This window comes from Mycobacterium sp. (assembly GCF_035314905.1).
Classification (GTDB): Bacteria; Actinomycetota; Actinomycetes; order Mycobacteriales; family Mycobacteriaceae; genus Mycobacterium.
The window spans coordinates 1-14,214 of sequence record NZ_DATFYW010000172.1; the positions used below are offsets into that span (position 1 = coordinate 1).

Genomic DNA, 14,214 nt, shown 5'->3' on the forward strand with positions numbered 1-14,214 from the left:
CTGCGGGTGAGCGGATGGGTGGTCCGCTGCGGTTGGCGTGGCGGCGCGGCGTTGAGCGAGCAGGGTGTTGACGGCGTAGCACAGGGCACTGATGAGGTAGAAGGCGGCGGTGAGCAGCAGCCAGCGCGACAGGTAGGGGGCCTGGGTCAGCCCGGTGGCGGCGTGGTAGGTGGGTGCGCCCTGTTGGATGATGCCCGGCAAAAACATCACTAGTAGCAGCGCCGCAGCCAGGGTGGGCATGCGTAGATAGTTGGTCGGCGGTACTCGCCGCGTCGAGCGTGGCCGCGCGCCGTCGCGGCGAGTCGGCGGGGACGTTACGCGGCACAGCAGCCGATCAGCCAGCGCGTAAAGCGGAAACAAGATCAGGTCATGGCCGATCACCGCCACCGCGAACCACACGGCGATGGATTGCCACCACACGCTGGGATTGAACAGGTTGCGCACCCCGAGCACCGAGACGGTGTAGGCGCCCAGCGCCAACGCGGCCATCACCACCACCAGATGAAACAGGTGATCGCCGTACAGCCGTGCCAGCGCGCGCATCAGATGTCCCGGAAGTCGATGGCCGAGACCCATTTGGTGTTGTGCACGCCGGGCAGCGCCGGCACGACGATCCGCGCCGGATAGCCGTGATCCAGTGACAGCTGGGCCCCGTTGACCTGCAACGCCAACAACGCGTCGGGGTCAAGGATCTGATTGGCCTGCAGGATTGCATGGTTGAACGCGCCGAAGCGCTCCAGTGAAGACACGATCGCCGAGGCCGGCTGCCTGCGCCCGGCGGCCGCTGCCAGATCACGCAGCCGCACACCGGTCCAGCGCTGCGTGGTGGACCAGCCCTCCACACAGGCGATCGGCAACTCCACCGTGTGCAACGGCATGGCCAGCAGCGCCGCGCGGTCCAGGCTCATCGGAGCCGGCCCGCCGAACAGCTGCAGGCGCCAGCCGGCCCCGGTGACAGCGGGATCGATACCGGCCGCCACGGCGGTGCGGTTAATCTGAAAATCATTGGGCCCTCTGCCGTAGCTGCGCCCGCGCGGCAACAGCACCGCCGCACGACGGGTGAATCCGCCCAGCGTTTGGCCAGCGGTGAGCACCGCCACCAGCAGCGCACCCCCGCCGACGACGGCCAACGCGCCGCGCCGGCTGAGCGTGGGTGGATCAGGGTCGGGCGCGACCAGCCCGTCGGGGTCGAGCGGTTCGGGCACCGTGTCGGCCAACGAGGTGCGCAAAACGCTGCGCATCGACCGCGACCGCAGGGCGCGCACCATGGTGGGGAGCTTCAAACAGACATGGGAGACGAATGCCGCGATGAATACCCACGCCCCGAAATAGTGTGCGGTGTAGAAGCTAAAGCCGAAAATGTAGTCGTATTGGATGTTGAGCACACCGGTGACGATCTCGAAGAGGATGCCGCCCACCAGCATCAGCAGCGTCACCCGCTCCAGCGTTTGGGCCAGCGAGCGCGACGGCGGCCAGGCGAACAGCCGCGGAATCACCGACCACAACTTGGCCAGTACCACCGGGATCATCACCAGTCCCAGCCCCACGTGCAGGCCCTGAGTGAACCGATACAGCCACGCCGGGCGGGTCGGCCAATCAAAGATGGGCAGCTTAAGCCAGCCCACCTCAAACGGGATGGCCTGCCCGAACCGAGGCCCGTAGGCGATATAGGACAACAGGCCGGTGATGATCACGATGGGCAGCACCACCAGCAGGGTCGCCCCGAACACCGATGTCAGCCACGGCCCGCGCAGGGGGCTGCGCCAGCGGATTCTCGACAACCCCGGCGGCGGATGAGCGGCGAGCGTCCGCCATAGCAGCGACGGAAACCCGTAGCCGCTCTCTGACGGCCCGACCTGCGACGGACGGGAAGATGCCTCGTCGGGAATGGCCGCGGCGGACCGCGGTGGCTGCGCTGGTTCCGTCTCACCCTGCGGCGCGCTCGAGGCCGTCATCTTGATACTTCCATAACTAGTGCCACCAGCCGCCCTCACCGATAGGAGCTCAAAGCCGTGTTGATTGGTGTTGGCGCTACCGTTCCAACCATCCACTGTACTGTCAAGTACATGGCAATGCCGGTCAGCAACGCGGCGTCGCGGCACACGTCTTTGAGTCCGAGGCGCCCCGCCCTGCGACACCGCGCCGAGTCGGTATGTGACCGGCCGCACCGATTCTGGCGCCTAGGAGCGGGTCGCAGTGAGTGATGTCGCGCTCGCGCGGCACGCGCTGCTGTCGGATTGCGCCAGCGCGGCGCTGGTGACGGCGGCGGGTTCGGTCGATTGGTTGTGTCTGCCGCGGTTTGACAGCGCCCCGGTATTCGGCCGCCTGCTCGATCGCGACGCGGGTCATTTTTCGGTGGCGCCGGCCGAGCCGGTGTTCTCGCCGCGGTGGCGCTACCGCTCACCGGGCCTGGTGCTGGAGACCACATGGTCGGCGCCGAGCGGGGAGTTGGTGGTCATCGACGCGCTGGCCCTCGATGGGCGGCAGCGCGGTCACGAGCTGGGCCGGTCTGCGCCGGGGGTGTTGCTGCGGCGGGTGCGGTGCACCCGGGGACGGGTGCCGGTCCTGATCGAGTATGTGCCGCGGCCCGAATTCGGGCTGGTGCATCCGCGGCTGAGTGTGCAGCGCGGCGCGATCGTGTCCCACGGCGGAGCGACGGTGTTGTCATTGAGCACCGACGCGGACATGACCATGGCCGCCGGGAGCGCATCTGGGCTGCTGACACTGGCTGAGGGACAGGAGCGGTGTTTCGCACTCGCCCAACACGACCCGTGGGGGCCCGCGCCTACCCGCTGGAGCGCGCTCGCGGTCCGTCGCCGGTTGCGCGCCACCGAGGCCGCGTGGCGCAGCTGGTCGGCGCTGCATCAGCGCTACCAGGGTCCGCTGCGCGAGCTGGTGCTCCACAGCGGGGTGGTGCTGCAGGGCCTGACGTACCAACGCAGTGGCGCCATCGTCGCGGCGCCCACCACCAGCCTGCCCGAAGGAGTGCACAGCGGCCGGACCTGGGACTACCGCTACACCTGGTTGCGTGACGCCAGCATGACCATGCAGGGGTTGTTCATCGCCGCCTGTCCGGTGGAGGCCGGCCGGTTCTTCGCGTTCGTGGCCCGGGCAGCGGCTACTCAGCTCGACCGCGGTGTCGACCTGCAGATCATGTTCGGGATCGGCGGCGAACGAGAGCTTGCCGAGCGGGAGATCGGTCATCTGGAAGGTTGGCGCGGTAGCGGGCCGGTGCGGGTCGGCAACCAGGCGTGGGGACAGCGCCAGCTCGATGTGTATGGGGCGCTGCTTGCCGCCGCGGACACCGTGCATCAGCAGCTGGGCGCGATGGATGAGACCACCCGCCGGTTTCTGGTGGCCACCGTCGACGCCGCCGCGGACCGGTGGCGTGACGACGACCAGGGCATCTGGGAGGTGCGGGGGCCGCCGCGACCCTACCTGCACAGCAAGTTGATGTGCTGGGTCGCGCTGGATCGCGGGATCAACATGGCCCGACAGCTGGGCGCCGAGGATCGCCTCAACCACTGGTGGACGGTGCGCAGCGACATCCGCGACGCCATCGTCGAGCGCGGCTGGAGCGAGCGGGCCGGGGCGTTCACCCAATACTTCGGCTCCGACGCCCTCGACGCCTCGGTGCTGCTGATGGCTACGGTCGGTTTTTTGCCTCCCGATGATGCAGGCCTGCTGGCCACCATCGACGCCATCGAGACTGGCCTGTCCGACGACCAGGGACTGCTGTACCGGTACCGGGGCGGTGACGGCATCACCACCGGCGAAGGCAGCTTTCTGTTGTGCACGTTCTGGCTGGCCCAGGCCCTGGCGTACACCGGTCAACTGCAACGGTCCTACGAGGTCCTGACCCGCGCCGCGGGGTTCGCCAGTCCGCTCGGGTTGTTCTCCGAGCAGGTGGATTCGGCCACCGGCGAGCTGCTGGGAAATTTTCCGCAGGCGTTCAGTCATCTGGGGCTGATCACGGCCGCGCAAGCACTGGCCGACGCTGCCCGCGACGAGAGCGGCCCGTCGCCGGAAGAACCCGGGCGCTGGCCTCGGTGGGATCGCCCTCCCTGCGGAAGATTATCGGTGAGCCGGCGTCGTGGTCGCCGAACCCGGTTCAACCAATAGGGTGACGGGTGTGTAACGCTTCGCGCCGCGAACCCCACTAAACCGTTGTTGGGCTTCACATTGGCCGCGGTGGTGTACGCGTGGCCGTACCGCGCAATGATGTCACACTGATGGCGGCAACCGGCAGCGTGCCTGACCCGTTCACCGCGGACCGGCGAGCGGTCATTGCACTTGGTCTGCCGGGCCCAGAAGCGTTGCAGGACAACCGGAGCGGTGATGCGCAGATATTTGATGACCTGTGCCGAACTGGGCGAGCTGGTGACGGCCTACCATGAGCAAGCACTCGATGGGCACGTCCGAGACCGTTTTGACTAGCATCTGGCGGGATGTCGCGGTTGCCGCAATTGTGTGGACCAGTTCCGGGCTGTGCTGATTGCGGTCGGCGCGATCTGTGACGAACAACTTGATCCCGGATTCCACGGGCGCCTGTTGGCGGCGTTTCTGGCGCGGCGTTAACGCGTGTCGAGCCACACCGGTGAGTCGATCGCTAACGTGCCCGCTGCCGGGTGGCCGAGGAGCGGGTGCGGCGCGGTCGTGGCGCGGTGGCGGGTTCCCACTGGTGCAGCTGGGCGAGCGCGCTGGTCAGGGTGTCGCGCAGCGGGGTGACGTCCCCACGAACCCGCCCCAGCAGCATCCCGCCCTGCAGCGCGGCGATCACCGTGGTCGCCAGCCGCGCCGGGTCGGCCTCGGCGACCAGTTCACCGCGTTCCTGCATCCGGGCCAGCCCGCGCGCCAGCGGCGCCTCCCACTGCCGAAACGCCTCATCGAGAAGCGGCCGAAACGACTGGTCGTTTTTCAGCTCCGCGGCCATGGTGCCCAACGGGCAGGCGAACGGGCCACCCGGCTCGGCGTGAACGGCAAGAATCTCGGCCGCCCACGCCTCCAGCCCGTCCCAGGACTCGATGTTAAACACGCTGGGCTGCTTGGCGAGCACCAATTGCAGTTGCCGCTCGATCACCGCGGCGACCAACTCGGCCTTGTTGTCAAAGTAGTGATACAGCTGTGACTTTCCCGAACCAGCCGCCGCCAACACATCGTCGAGGCTGGTCATACTCACGCCCCGCTGATACATCAACGTCGCCGCCGCATCGATGATCGACGCTCGGGTACGCCGCCCCCGCTCGGTCGCCGGCAACGGGCGCACACCAGCGCCAGGAGGCGAGCCAGTCACGTTATTACTTTATAGGCCGTAGCTGCCCGGCTCCGGCAACGGAGGCCGTGGCGCGGGCAGCAAACGCGGTTATACACCCGCGGCGCAAGGTGCCGGGAAGGAAGCATCACGTTGCCCACACCGGATGTGGGTCAGACTCAGCGCCGCGGTGAGTACCGGCGCGAACTCCCTACGTCGCGGTACCGCAAGCCGCCACGGCCGGCGGGGCGAGGTAGCCGTCGATGAATTCATGCAGCGCGGGTGCCAGCACCGACACCCCCGAGTCGTGGAGCTTGGCCAGCAAAATGATGCCCTGGTACTGGGCGAGCAGGGCGTGGGCTAGCTGGTCGGGGTCGGTGTCCTCGCGCAGCGCACCAAGGCGCGCAGCGTCGCGGCAGATGATCGCGAGCTGATCCTCCATCGCGGCGAGGTGTCGGGACAGGTGCGCGCGGACCTCTTCGTCGGTCGTCGCCAACTCGGCGGCCAGGTTGCCGAACGGGCAGCCTACCGCGCGACCGAATTTCGCCTCCAGCCCCGACTGGATCGCCCCGATGGCATCGGGGATGGCGTGCAGCTTCTCGGTGGGCGTACCGCCCGGCGAGCCGGCCAGGCGGGTTCGAAAGACGTCAGCGTGAAGATCCACCACCGCCTTGGCGAGCTCGGACTTGGACGAGAAGTAGTGGTAGAAGCTGCCTTTGCGTACGTCGGCGGCCGCGCACAATTCGTCCACACCGACGGCGTGGTAGCTGCGTTCGAGGAACAGCCGCGCCGCCGTTGAGACCAGCCGATCGCGGGCATCCGACGTCCGTGGCACGCCCGCACCGTAACCTATAGTTGACCGGTCAGTCAACGAGTCGCTACGTTGTGACCACCTCCGCCACGGCGGACGCGGTCCTTGATTGTCTACCGATCGGAGATGCTCCCATGACGACGACCACCCCGGAGGTGTACCGCACAGCGGACTCGCGGTTCGAGAAGCTGCCCGGCTACCACTTCGCGCCGAACTACCTCGACGTCGACGGGCTGCGGATGCACTACCTGGACGAAGGACCGCGCGGCGGCGCGCCGGTGGTGTGCTTTCACGGCGAGCCGAGCTGGGCCTACCTGTACCGCAAGATGGTGCCGCCACTGGCGGACGCCGGAAACCGGGTCATCGTTCCCGACTACGCCCGGCTTCGGGCGCTCTGACAAGCCGACCGATCGCCGCTGGTATTCCTATGACCGCCACTGCAAGCTGGTGGCGCGGTTACTGGCAGGACTTGATCTGCGCGACGCCACCGTGGTCGTTCAGGACTGGGGCGGCCCGATCGGCCTGCGGTGGGCGGTGCAGAACGCCGATCGCGTTGCGGCGCTGGCGATCTTCAACACCGGCCTGTTTACCGGGCGGGTTTCGAAAGGCTTTCTAGAGTGGCGCAACTTCGCGGAAAAAAACCCCCGATCTGCCGGTGGGCTTTGTCATTCAGGGCGCAACCGCGACCGATCTGCCCGGGAACGTTGTCGGCGCCTACGACGCCCCTTTTCCCACCGCCGAGTCCAAGGCCGGGGCCGCGCAGTTCCCGTTACTGGTGCCCATCAGCCGAGATGCCCCGGGGGCGAAGGAGATGCTGGCGGTGACCGACGAGTTGTCACGGTGGACCAAGCCGGCGCTGGTCGCGTTCTCCGACCAGGATCCGGTCTTTCCGTATCCGCAGGCCGGGCAGGCGTTTTGCGACCTCATCCCGTCGGCGGAGCAGCAGGTCAAGATCGAGGGTGCCTCACACTTCCTTCAGGAGGACCGCGGCGAACAACTGGCCCGGGAAGTGCTCACGCTGCTCGGCTGAGCCTCTGGCGGCGCCCGCAAGCTCCGTCAAGGAAAACCGCAGCGCCAGCGAAAAGACGCGCAGCGGAGCGTTCACCGTGGTGGCGGGGTGCCGAGCGCCGACCGACGAGCCGCGACCTTGACAGAAGCCCCTCCCCAGACGAGAGTGGACTAAGTAGTACATAATCGTTGATAGGGAGCGCGGGCATGGGTTTCTTGCAGAATGGCGAGAAGTTTCCGGAGTTAAAGATCGCCACCGTGGGCGGGGACACGTTGTCGATCCCGCAGGATCTGGCCGGGTCATATGGTGTCGTGTTGATCTACCGTGGGTCGTGGTGCCCCTACTGCAACGCACAGCTGGCGGCGTTCGGCCGGGCTCAGGACAAGCTTGCGGCGGTCAACGCCAAGGTGGTGGCGCTGTCCGTTGATGATGAGGCGAGCGCCGCCGAAACGGTCGACAAATACAAGCTCACCTTCCCGGTAGGGCATGACGCCGACGCGGACGCGGTCAGCGTCGCGATCGGCAGTTACACCAATCGCGAACCCAAGTATCTGCAATCGACTGGTTTCGTGTTGGACCCCGACGGCACGGTGATCACCGCGGTGTACTCCAGCGGGGCGATCGGTCGCCTGGTCCCCGACGACGTGGTCGGATTCCTGCGCTACATCCAGTCGGAGCACTGAGGCGTCGACAGTGACGCCTCGTCCATTCTCAGTCGCGGGTCGCCGGATGCTGCTCGCCGGCGGGAGAAGCGGAATCGGGCGCGAGTTGGCGATTTAGCTGGGCGCCCGGGCAATCGAAACGTCCCTTTCTGATCGCACGTCGCCACCGATCAGCTCGGCTCGCACCCGGTGGCTGGACGGCCCCCCGCAGGATTCGCCTCGCGCCGGCGCCGCACACAGCGACACTGCTGCGGATCCTACTGTACTGCAGAGTACAAGCGAGTGGGCCATGACCCCCGCCCCGAGGCATACATCGCGGATCCTGCTGTTGAACGATTCGATGTGGCCGTTGCGCCACGGCTGGCCGGGCGGGATGAAGTGCAGTACGACCCGGTCGCCGGCCATGGCCGCGCAGGCCAGTTCGGGGCCGTTGTCGCAGCGCAGCACGGCGGGGTAACCTCGCAGCTGCGCTGGGTGGTCGAGTTCGCCGGTGATGCAGCGCTCGACCAGGCCGCCGAGGCATTCGCGGGTGTGCTCGTCGACGATGGACACGATCTTGATGGGCCGCACGTCGGTGGTGGCGATCGAAGCCCGCCCACGTCCCGAGCCTGTGCTGTGGCGGATGTCACTCGATGTGCGCCAGCCGCGACTCCTTCGGCAGCGAATGTTTGAGTGTGAAACAGTCGCGGGCTGGCCAGCCGTCTGGGCGGACTTGCGGGCATCTCATGTCAGCTCCCCGGTTCGGACGCACCCCGATGACTGATCGCGCACCGATCGCCGCCTACGCCGTCGCTGAGCGCGCCCGTGGTTACTGACACATCGATCCGACCGGCCACCCCGACGAGACCGCCAGCGACGACCAGACCAGCGGCAGCCGGGACTGGCGTCGGTGCTCCCAGCCGTCGGCGGCTGCTCGCGCTGCTGGTGGTGATGTGCGCCTCCCTCGGCCTGGTCGTCGGGGCAAACAGCAGTCTTTCGGTCGCCCAGCCCGATATCGCGGCGGCGATCGGCGCGACGCAAACGCAACTGACCTGGGTGATCAACGCTTATGCACTGGCCTTCGCGGCGCTGCTCCTGCCGGCCGGCATCGCCGCCGACAAGTACGGGCGCCGGCTGGCGATGGTGGGCGGATTAGGCGTTTTCGCCGCGGCGAGCATTGCCAGCGGCTTCGTGACCGAGCCGCACCCATTGATCGGGTGGCGGGTGGTCGCCGGGCTTGGCGCGACCTTCGTCATGCCGGCCACCCTGTCGGTTTTGGTGGACACCTATCCCGAGGAACGCCGCGCCTTCGCGGTCTCGGTCTGGGCCGGGGTCACCGGGGCCGGCGCGCTGCTCGGAGTCCTGCTGTCCGGGGTGCTGCTGCACAGTTTCTGGTGGGGCAGTATCCAAGTCGTCTACGGGGTCGCGGCCGTCGCGCTGCTTCCTGCCGTTGCCCGGCTGGTCCCCAACGCGCGGGACACGGCCCTCTCGTTGGATCTTCGCGGCGGCACACTGGCCGCCCTCGGCCTTGCCGGTCTGGTCTACGGCGTCATCCAGGGCCCCGATCAGGGCTGGACAGCACCGCTTACCCTCACCGGCCTAGGCATCGGGGTTCTCGGCCTGGCGGCCTTCGTCGTCGCGGAGCGGCGCAGCCCCGCTCCGATGCTCGATGTCGCACTGTTCCGCCACCGGGGGCTCGCTGCCGGGAGCCTGCTCGTGCTGCTGCTGAGCCTGGCCGTGTTCGGTTTCTTCCTGCTCGGGCCGCAGTTTTTGCAGTTCGTGAATGGCTACGACCCGCTCGGCGCCGCGGTGCGCCTGCTGCCCTTCGCGGTCGGCATCGCCCCGGGCAGCCAACTGTCCCCTCGTCTCACCGCCCGCTACGGCGCTCGGTGGACCGGCTCGGTGGGCGCGGCGACGATGGCGGCGGGGCTGCTCGTCTTTGCGGTGACCGCCACTCAGTCCTACTGGTGCTTCGCGCTCGGGCTGGTGATCACCGCCTTCGGCATGGGAGTGGCCCTGACTGCGGGTACCACCCTGATCTTGCAGGGCCTGCCGGCCGACCGGCGGACGCTGAGCTCAGCGGTCAACGACGTCACACGAGAAGTAGGCAGCGCCATCGGCGCCGCAGTGCTGGGCAGCCTGCTCGTCAGCCTCTACGGTCACCGGATCGCGCCGGCATTGCACGGACTGCCGCCGGCGGCCGCCGAGGCGGCACGCCGGGGCATCGGCGGCGCCCTGGGCGTCGCGCTCTCCGCCGGCCCGCACGGTGACCGGCTGGTTGCCGCGGCGCAGGACAGCTTTACGCGCGGCTACCAGGGCGCCATGCTGGCCGGTGCTGCGGTCCTGCTCATGACCGCGGTCTTAATCGGCTTCCTGGCGCCGGCCACCGCGGGCCGCCACCGCGCTTCCCGGCGCCGGCCGGCCTGGACCGCCATCGCAGGAACCGGCCAGGCGGTGTCGCGGGCACGTGAAGGAATCGCTCGACCCGACGGCCGCGCACCCGACCCCAGTCTGCTGGCACGACACTGGTCACTCGCACCACGCTTTCAAATGTGTGCCGTCGAAGTACCGCCGCGCCGCTGGCCTGATGGGTCTGGATACCACCCCGGCGGCACTTGACCCAAGGCATTCATCCTTACGACCTCGCTTCATCGATCAATTAACCCCACCGCGGCGCGACTGGTTTATTTCCGCGGGGGTCGCGGTACAAAGCGGGGAGGTGCAGCGCGCGCGACGCTACGATCCGGATGAGCGAATAGCGCGGACAAGTCGGCGAAGTCAGATGTCTCAACGGTCATTCGCTAAGCGTCCACTGGCACGGGTCGGCCGAGTTGGAGGCGATGCAGATCGGCATAGACGCCGCCGAGGGCCAGCAACTCCTTGTGGGTGCCGTCTTCTGCGACCACGCCGTCCTTGATGACGATGATCTTGTCGGCGTTGCGCAGGGTGCTCAAGCGATGGGCGATGACGATGACCGTGCGACCCTCCATGAGCCGTTCCAGGGCCTCGATCACCAGCTCTTCGGACTCGGAATCCAATGCCGCGGTGGGCTCGTCGAGAATCAGAATGGGATTGTCGCGGATGAGCGCGCGGGCAATGCCGATGCGTTGGCGCTGACCGCCCGACAGGGTTGTACCGCGGTCACCCACCAGGCTGTCATAGCCCTGCGGCATGCGGGTGATGAACTCATCGGCGTTGGCCAGCGTGGCCGCTTCAACGATTTGCTCGTCGGTGGCGTCGGGGCGGCCGAAGGCGATGTTGTCGCGCACGGTTCCGCGCAGCAGCACGGTGTCCTGCAGCACAAAACCGATCTGGCCGCGGAGTCCGTGCAGCCGGTAATCGCAGATGTCCACCCCGTCGATCGTGATGGAGCCGGCGTCAAGTTCGCGGAAGCGCGGGATGAGGCTGACGACCGTGGATTTGCCGCTGCCGGTGGGCCCGACGATGCCCACCATTTGTCCCGGCCTCACCGTGAAGCTGATGTCACGTAACACGGGAACCGCGGGGTCATAGCCGAACACCACATGGTCGAAGACGATCTCACCTCTAAACCGGGGCGGATCTTGGGGAGCGGGACGCTCGGGGATCGTCTTGTCGGCGTCACACACCGCCAGGACACGCTCGAACGACACCGACACCTGCGCGATGGTGTTGGTCAGCTGGGTAAGCTCGCGTACCGGTTGGAAAAACTTTGCCAGGTATGCGAGGAAGACGGTCAGCGCGCCGGCGGTCATCGCGCCGGAGAGTATGAGCAGTGAACCGCGCCAGAGCACCAGGCCGGTGCACACCGCGATCGCTAGGCTGACCACCGGTGAGAGCAGCGACGACACTTTCCGAGCCTTGAGCCAGGCGGTCACGGTCTCCATGCTGGCCTGGCGTAGTTGCTGCGTCTGCTGCTTCTCGCGCCCGAACGCCTGCACCACTTGAATCGATTGCAGGCCCTCCTGCAAGGTGGCCAACAGATCCGACTGGCGGGTGCGCACCTCCTTCACCGCCATCCTGACGGCTTTGTTGACACGCCACACGAAGATTGCCAGCAGCGGTGTCACCCCGATAGCGATCAGAGCGAAATCCCAACGCAGCAGGAACATCACGACAATCATCCCGGCCACAGTCAGGGTGTCGGTGAAGATGTTGAGGGTGGAGGTCGACGCGAAGCTCTGGATGGTCTGAACGTCACCGGTGAGGGTGCTCAGGATGGTGCCGACCCGGTTGGTGTCGTAATACGCGAGCGAGAGTTCCTGCAGGTGGTTGTAGAGCCGCACGCGCAGATCGTTGCCGATGAACTGACTTAGACTCTCCGTGAAGTAGCTGGCGACGTACATCGCGGCGCCCGTCACCGCCGCGATCAGCACCGTCACGATGGCCGCGGCGGCAGCGATATGCACCCTGGTGTCGCCGCCCAACATCGGCAATAGCCAGCCAATCCAGTGCGGCGGAGGGCGCCTTCCCACCACGTTGTCGAGGACAACTTTCAGCGGCCAGGGCGCGGCCAGGCTCGTCGCGATCTGCACCAGGGTCGCGGCCAGGATGATGGTGATGCCACGGCGGCGCGGTCGGAGCAGCTCTTTGAGCAACGGCGGCACGGCAGGCTCTCCTCGTCTAGGCGGAGTACGACAAAGTCGACTCCGACGACCCCTTAGTGGTGAGCGGGTGCCCGTCCGTTACACCGGCTTTCGTGCAGGACCGGAGCCCCCTCCTCGGTCACCGCCCGATATTCGGTGCGACCTTGACGGCCTCGCGCAACGTCGCGTTGATGAGGTCTTCCAAACCCAGCGTACTGTGCAGCCCTCGCCCGCGACAGCGGCCAACTGGCCCTCTCGTTGACCGACAGGCCAGGTCCCCGTTGCCGCCCTCGGCCCGGACGCCCAGGCACGCCCATGCGAAGTTGATCTCGTCCAGCTGCTGATCATCTGCGGGTTCATCGACGAACACCAGCGGCGGCATGGGGTCGCACCGATCTGCCCGGCCTTGGCATTGCCGGGCATCCAGATCGCCCCGCGGACTACTGGGGCCATCGGACTTTTGCGACGATCTCGCCACAGCGATGCCGGCCACGCTAACGGCGTTCAACACTTCTGCACATCGAAGGGACGGACTGGACGCTGTCGGCGGCGCTCACGAGACCGGCACATACGTCACCGGGATGCGTACGCGCCATCTCGAAGCCCGCTAAGCCAGGCGGGAGATGACCGGCCGGGGTATGCCACTGCCTGTTCAAACGAATCCGTGCTAGACGCGACCGCAATTAGTGAGCTAACCGCGCCCATTTGGAAATGGCTCTGGCGCAGCCGCGCACCCATAATCACCCTATGGCCAGTACTGGACGGCAATCCTCGGAGCCGCTCGCTTCTGCCGATGGATCGCAGCAGGGCGGCCGGATCGTGGTCGGCGTCGACGGGTCGCAGGGGTCGTTGAGCGCTCTGCTGTGGGCGTTCGGGGAGGCACGGGCCCGCAAGATCCCTGTCCACGCGGTCTTTGCCTGGCAGTACTATCCAAGTTGGGTCGATCCCGGGTTAGGCAGCATGTTCCCGTTGGGTTATAGGCCGGGCGAGGGTGTACCTCCGGACGATTTCACTGACGCAGCTGCTTCGGTGAAAAAGCTGCTGGACGCCGCCGTCAGCCAGGCCATCGAATCCGACCCGGACTGCGCGACGGATCCGGTCCGAATCACGCAGGAGACGCTGGAAGGACATGCCGCCCAGGTGCTGCTCGACAGCGTAAGCGGATGCGACATGCTGGTGGTCGGTTCTCACGGGCACGGCGGATTCGTCGGGGCGATGCTCGGCTCGGTCAGCCAACACGTCGTGTCCCACTCGAGGTGTCCCGTGGTGGTCGTCCCCGCCCCGCAGCGGGCAGCGAAGGGCTAGAGCAGCCTCCGGTGTGTGGCTAGGCAGGTGGGCTTAGTCTCCGGAGATACCGGCAGTTCAGTTCGCCCAGTAGGGTTTCGAGGTCTGGCCGGATTGTTGGGTCGGGCACTGTTCTCGGACGGCTTGGGGCGGAGGGCCCCCGAGTAGCGGGGGTGTCGGCGGTACTGCATGAGTGACTATCCATGTCACGTCGTAGCCGATACGAGTCAACCGGGTCGTTTCGCGGCCTAGGCAGGAGCGTTGTCATGACGCGAAACGTCGTGGGTACCGGTTGTGATAGCACCCGGAGCGACACCGTCTCCGGCCTCCCTGACCAGAGTCTCGCTGTGCATTCTCACGATGCCGATTCAGTCCCAGGGCATCATCACCCGCGACAACGTCAGCGTTGCTGCGGGGACAGTCCCGCACTGGAAGCGCTAGCAGCGGTGTCGATCCTGCGGGAACACCTGCCCGAGTTGAAGATCCGCGTGGTCAACGTGATGAGGTTGCGGTCGGCCAGCGAGCACCCGCACGGACTGAGCGACCGCGACTACGACGCCCTGTTCACCGCCGACAAACACGTCGTCTTCGCCTTCCACGGGTACCCGACTCTCCACCGACGCACCTACTGGCGCACCAACCGCAACATGCAC

At 66.9% G+C, this 14,214-nt stretch carries 12 protein-coding genes and 4 pseudogenes; 9 read left to right on the top strand and 7 right to left on the bottom strand.

Annotated elements, in window-relative coordinates:
- Together VKG81_RS14670 and VKG81_RS14675 are read right to left on the bottom strand one after the other, a co-directional pair.
- A partial coding sequence (locus VKG81_RS14670; RefSeq protein ID WP_324397106.1) for a hypothetical protein occupies positions 1-543 on the bottom strand: 543 nt, incomplete at its 3' end.
- Positions 543-1,955, bottom strand: coding sequence for a molybdopterin-dependent oxidoreductase (locus VKG81_RS14675; protein ID WP_324397108.1), 1,413 nt, complete (start codon positions 1,953-1,955; stop codon positions 543-545). The genes VKG81_RS14675 and VKG81_RS14670, both read right to left, overlap by 1 nt.
- 241 nt (positions 1,956-2,196) lie before the next feature.
- On the opposite strand from VKG81_RS14675, the gene VKG81_RS14680 reads away from it, so the two are divergent.
- Complete coding sequence (locus VKG81_RS14680) at positions 2,197-4,122, top strand: glycoside hydrolase family 15 protein (protein WP_324397110.1); 1,926 nt, start codon at positions 2,197-2,199, stop codon at positions 4,120-4,122.
- Between the two features lie 487 nt (positions 4,123-4,609).
- Here the strand turns inward: VKG81_RS14680 and VKG81_RS14685 are convergent, their stop codons facing one another.
- Positions 4,610-5,173, bottom strand: a complete 564-nt coding sequence (locus VKG81_RS14685) for a TetR/AcrR family transcriptional regulator (RefSeq protein ID WP_414685285.1) — start codon at positions 5,171-5,173, stop codon at positions 4,610-4,612.
- Positions 5,174-5,462: 289 nt separating this feature from the next.
- Positions 5,463-6,086 carry a TetR/AcrR family transcriptional regulator gene (locus VKG81_RS14690; protein WP_324397112.1) on the bottom strand — a complete coding sequence of 208 codons (624 nt, stop codon included), beginning with the start codon at positions 6,084-6,086 and terminating at the stop codon, positions 5,463-5,465.
- A 110-nt stretch (positions 6,087-6,196) separates the two neighbouring features.
- Between VKG81_RS14690 and VKG81_RS14695 the strand changes: the two genes are divergently transcribed.
- The 4 genes and pseudogenes from VKG81_RS14695 to VKG81_RS14710 all read left to right on the top strand — a co-directional run bounded on the left by VKG81_RS14695 (position 6,197) and on the right by VKG81_RS14710 (position 7,754).
- A complete protein-coding gene (locus tag VKG81_RS14695; RefSeq protein ID WP_324397114.1) occupies positions 6,197-6,460 on the top strand; it encodes a hypothetical protein in 264 nt (87 codons plus the stop codon).
- Positions 6,461-6,500: 40 nt separating this feature from the next.
- Positions 6,501-6,647 (top strand): annotated as a pseudogene (locus tag VKG81_RS14700) (alpha/beta fold hydrolase); the annotation flags it as partial.
- Positions 6,648-6,717: 70 nt separating this feature from the next.
- Positions 6,718-7,092: an alpha/beta fold hydrolase gene (locus tag VKG81_RS14705; protein ID WP_324397116.1), complete on the top strand. Its 375-nt coding sequence runs from the start codon at positions 6,718-6,720 to the stop codon at positions 7,090-7,092.
- A gap of 185 nt (positions 7,093-7,277) precedes the next feature.
- The gene (locus VKG81_RS14710) at positions 7,278-7,754 is read left to right on the top strand and encodes a peroxiredoxin family protein (protein ID WP_324397118.1); all 477 of its coding nucleotides are present in this window, start codon (positions 7,278-7,280) and stop codon (positions 7,752-7,754) included.
- A gap of 282 nt (positions 7,755-8,036) precedes the next feature.
- Here the strand turns inward: VKG81_RS14710 and VKG81_RS14715 are convergent.
- Positions 8,037-8,300: pseudogene (locus tag VKG81_RS14715) on the bottom strand (integrase core domain-containing protein); the annotation flags it as partial.
- A gap of 363 nt (positions 8,301-8,663) precedes the next feature.
- On the opposite strand from VKG81_RS14715, the gene VKG81_RS14720 reads away from it, so the two are divergent.
- Entirely contained in the window at positions 8,664-10,331 is a 1,668-nt protein-coding gene (locus VKG81_RS14720) for an MFS transporter (RefSeq protein ID WP_324397119.1), read from the top strand.
- 182 nt (positions 10,332-10,513) lie between these two features.
- Here the strand turns inward: VKG81_RS14720 and VKG81_RS14725 are convergent, their stop codons facing one another.
- Positions 10,514-12,298 (bottom strand): ABC transporter ATP-binding protein, encoded by a 1,785-nt coding sequence (locus VKG81_RS14725; RefSeq protein WP_324397121.1) that lies wholly within the window; start codon positions 12,296-12,298, stop codon positions 10,514-10,516.
- Positions 12,299-12,416: 118 nt separating this feature from the next.
- Positions 12,417-12,659 carry a hypothetical protein gene (locus tag VKG81_RS14730; RefSeq protein ID WP_324397123.1) on the bottom strand — a complete coding sequence of 81 codons (243 nt, stop codon included), beginning with the start codon at positions 12,657-12,659 and terminating at the stop codon, positions 12,417-12,419.
- A gap of 365 nt (positions 12,660-13,024) precedes the next feature.
- Here VKG81_RS14730 and VKG81_RS14735 point away from each other — a divergent pair, with 365 nt between their 5' ends.
- The 3 genes and pseudogenes from VKG81_RS14735 to VKG81_RS21550 form a co-directional block, all read left to right on the top strand.
- On the top strand, positions 13,025-13,582 hold the full coding sequence (locus VKG81_RS14735) for a universal stress protein (RefSeq protein ID WP_324397125.1): 558 nt from the start codon (positions 13,025-13,027) through the stop codon (positions 13,580-13,582).
- A gap of 309 nt (positions 13,583-13,891) precedes the next feature.
- Positions 13,892-13,996, top strand: a pseudogene (locus VKG81_RS21545) (slipin family protein); the annotation flags it as partial.
- Positions 13,997-14,007: 11 nt separating this feature from the next.
- Positions 14,008-14,211 (top strand): annotated as a pseudogene (locus VKG81_RS21550) (hypothetical protein); the annotation flags it as partial.
- Between the last annotated feature and the right edge of the window lie 3 nt (positions 14,212-14,214).

Excerpts from the sequence above, each read along its gene's own strand:
- VKG81_RS14675 (WP_324397108.1), bottom strand. The coding sequence starts at position 1,955 with ATGACGGCCTCGAGCGCGCCGCAGGGTGAGACGGAACCAGCGCAGCCA.
- VKG81_RS14710 (WP_324397118.1), top strand. The coding sequence starts at position 7,278 with ATGGGTTTCTTGCAGAATGGCGAGAAGTTTCCGGAGTTAAAGATCGCC.
- VKG81_RS14685 (WP_414685285.1), bottom strand. The coding sequence starts at position 5,173 with ATGACCAGCCTCGACGATGTGTTGGCGGCGGCTGGTTCGGGAAAGTCA.
- VKG81_RS14695 (WP_324397114.1), top strand. The coding sequence starts at position 6,197 with ATGACGACGACCACCCCGGAGGTGTACCGCACAGCGGACTCGCGGTTC.
- VKG81_RS14730 (WP_324397123.1), bottom strand. The coding sequence starts at position 12,659 with ATGCCGCCGCTGGTGTTCGTCGATGAACCCGCAGATGATCAGCAGCTG.
- VKG81_RS14720 (WP_324397119.1), top strand. The coding sequence starts at position 8,664 with ATGTGCGCCTCCCTCGGCCTGGTCGTCGGGGCAAACAGCAGTCTTTCG.
- VKG81_RS14735 (WP_324397125.1), top strand. The coding sequence starts at position 13,025 with ATGGCCAGTACTGGACGGCAATCCTCGGAGCCGCTCGCTTCTGCCGAT.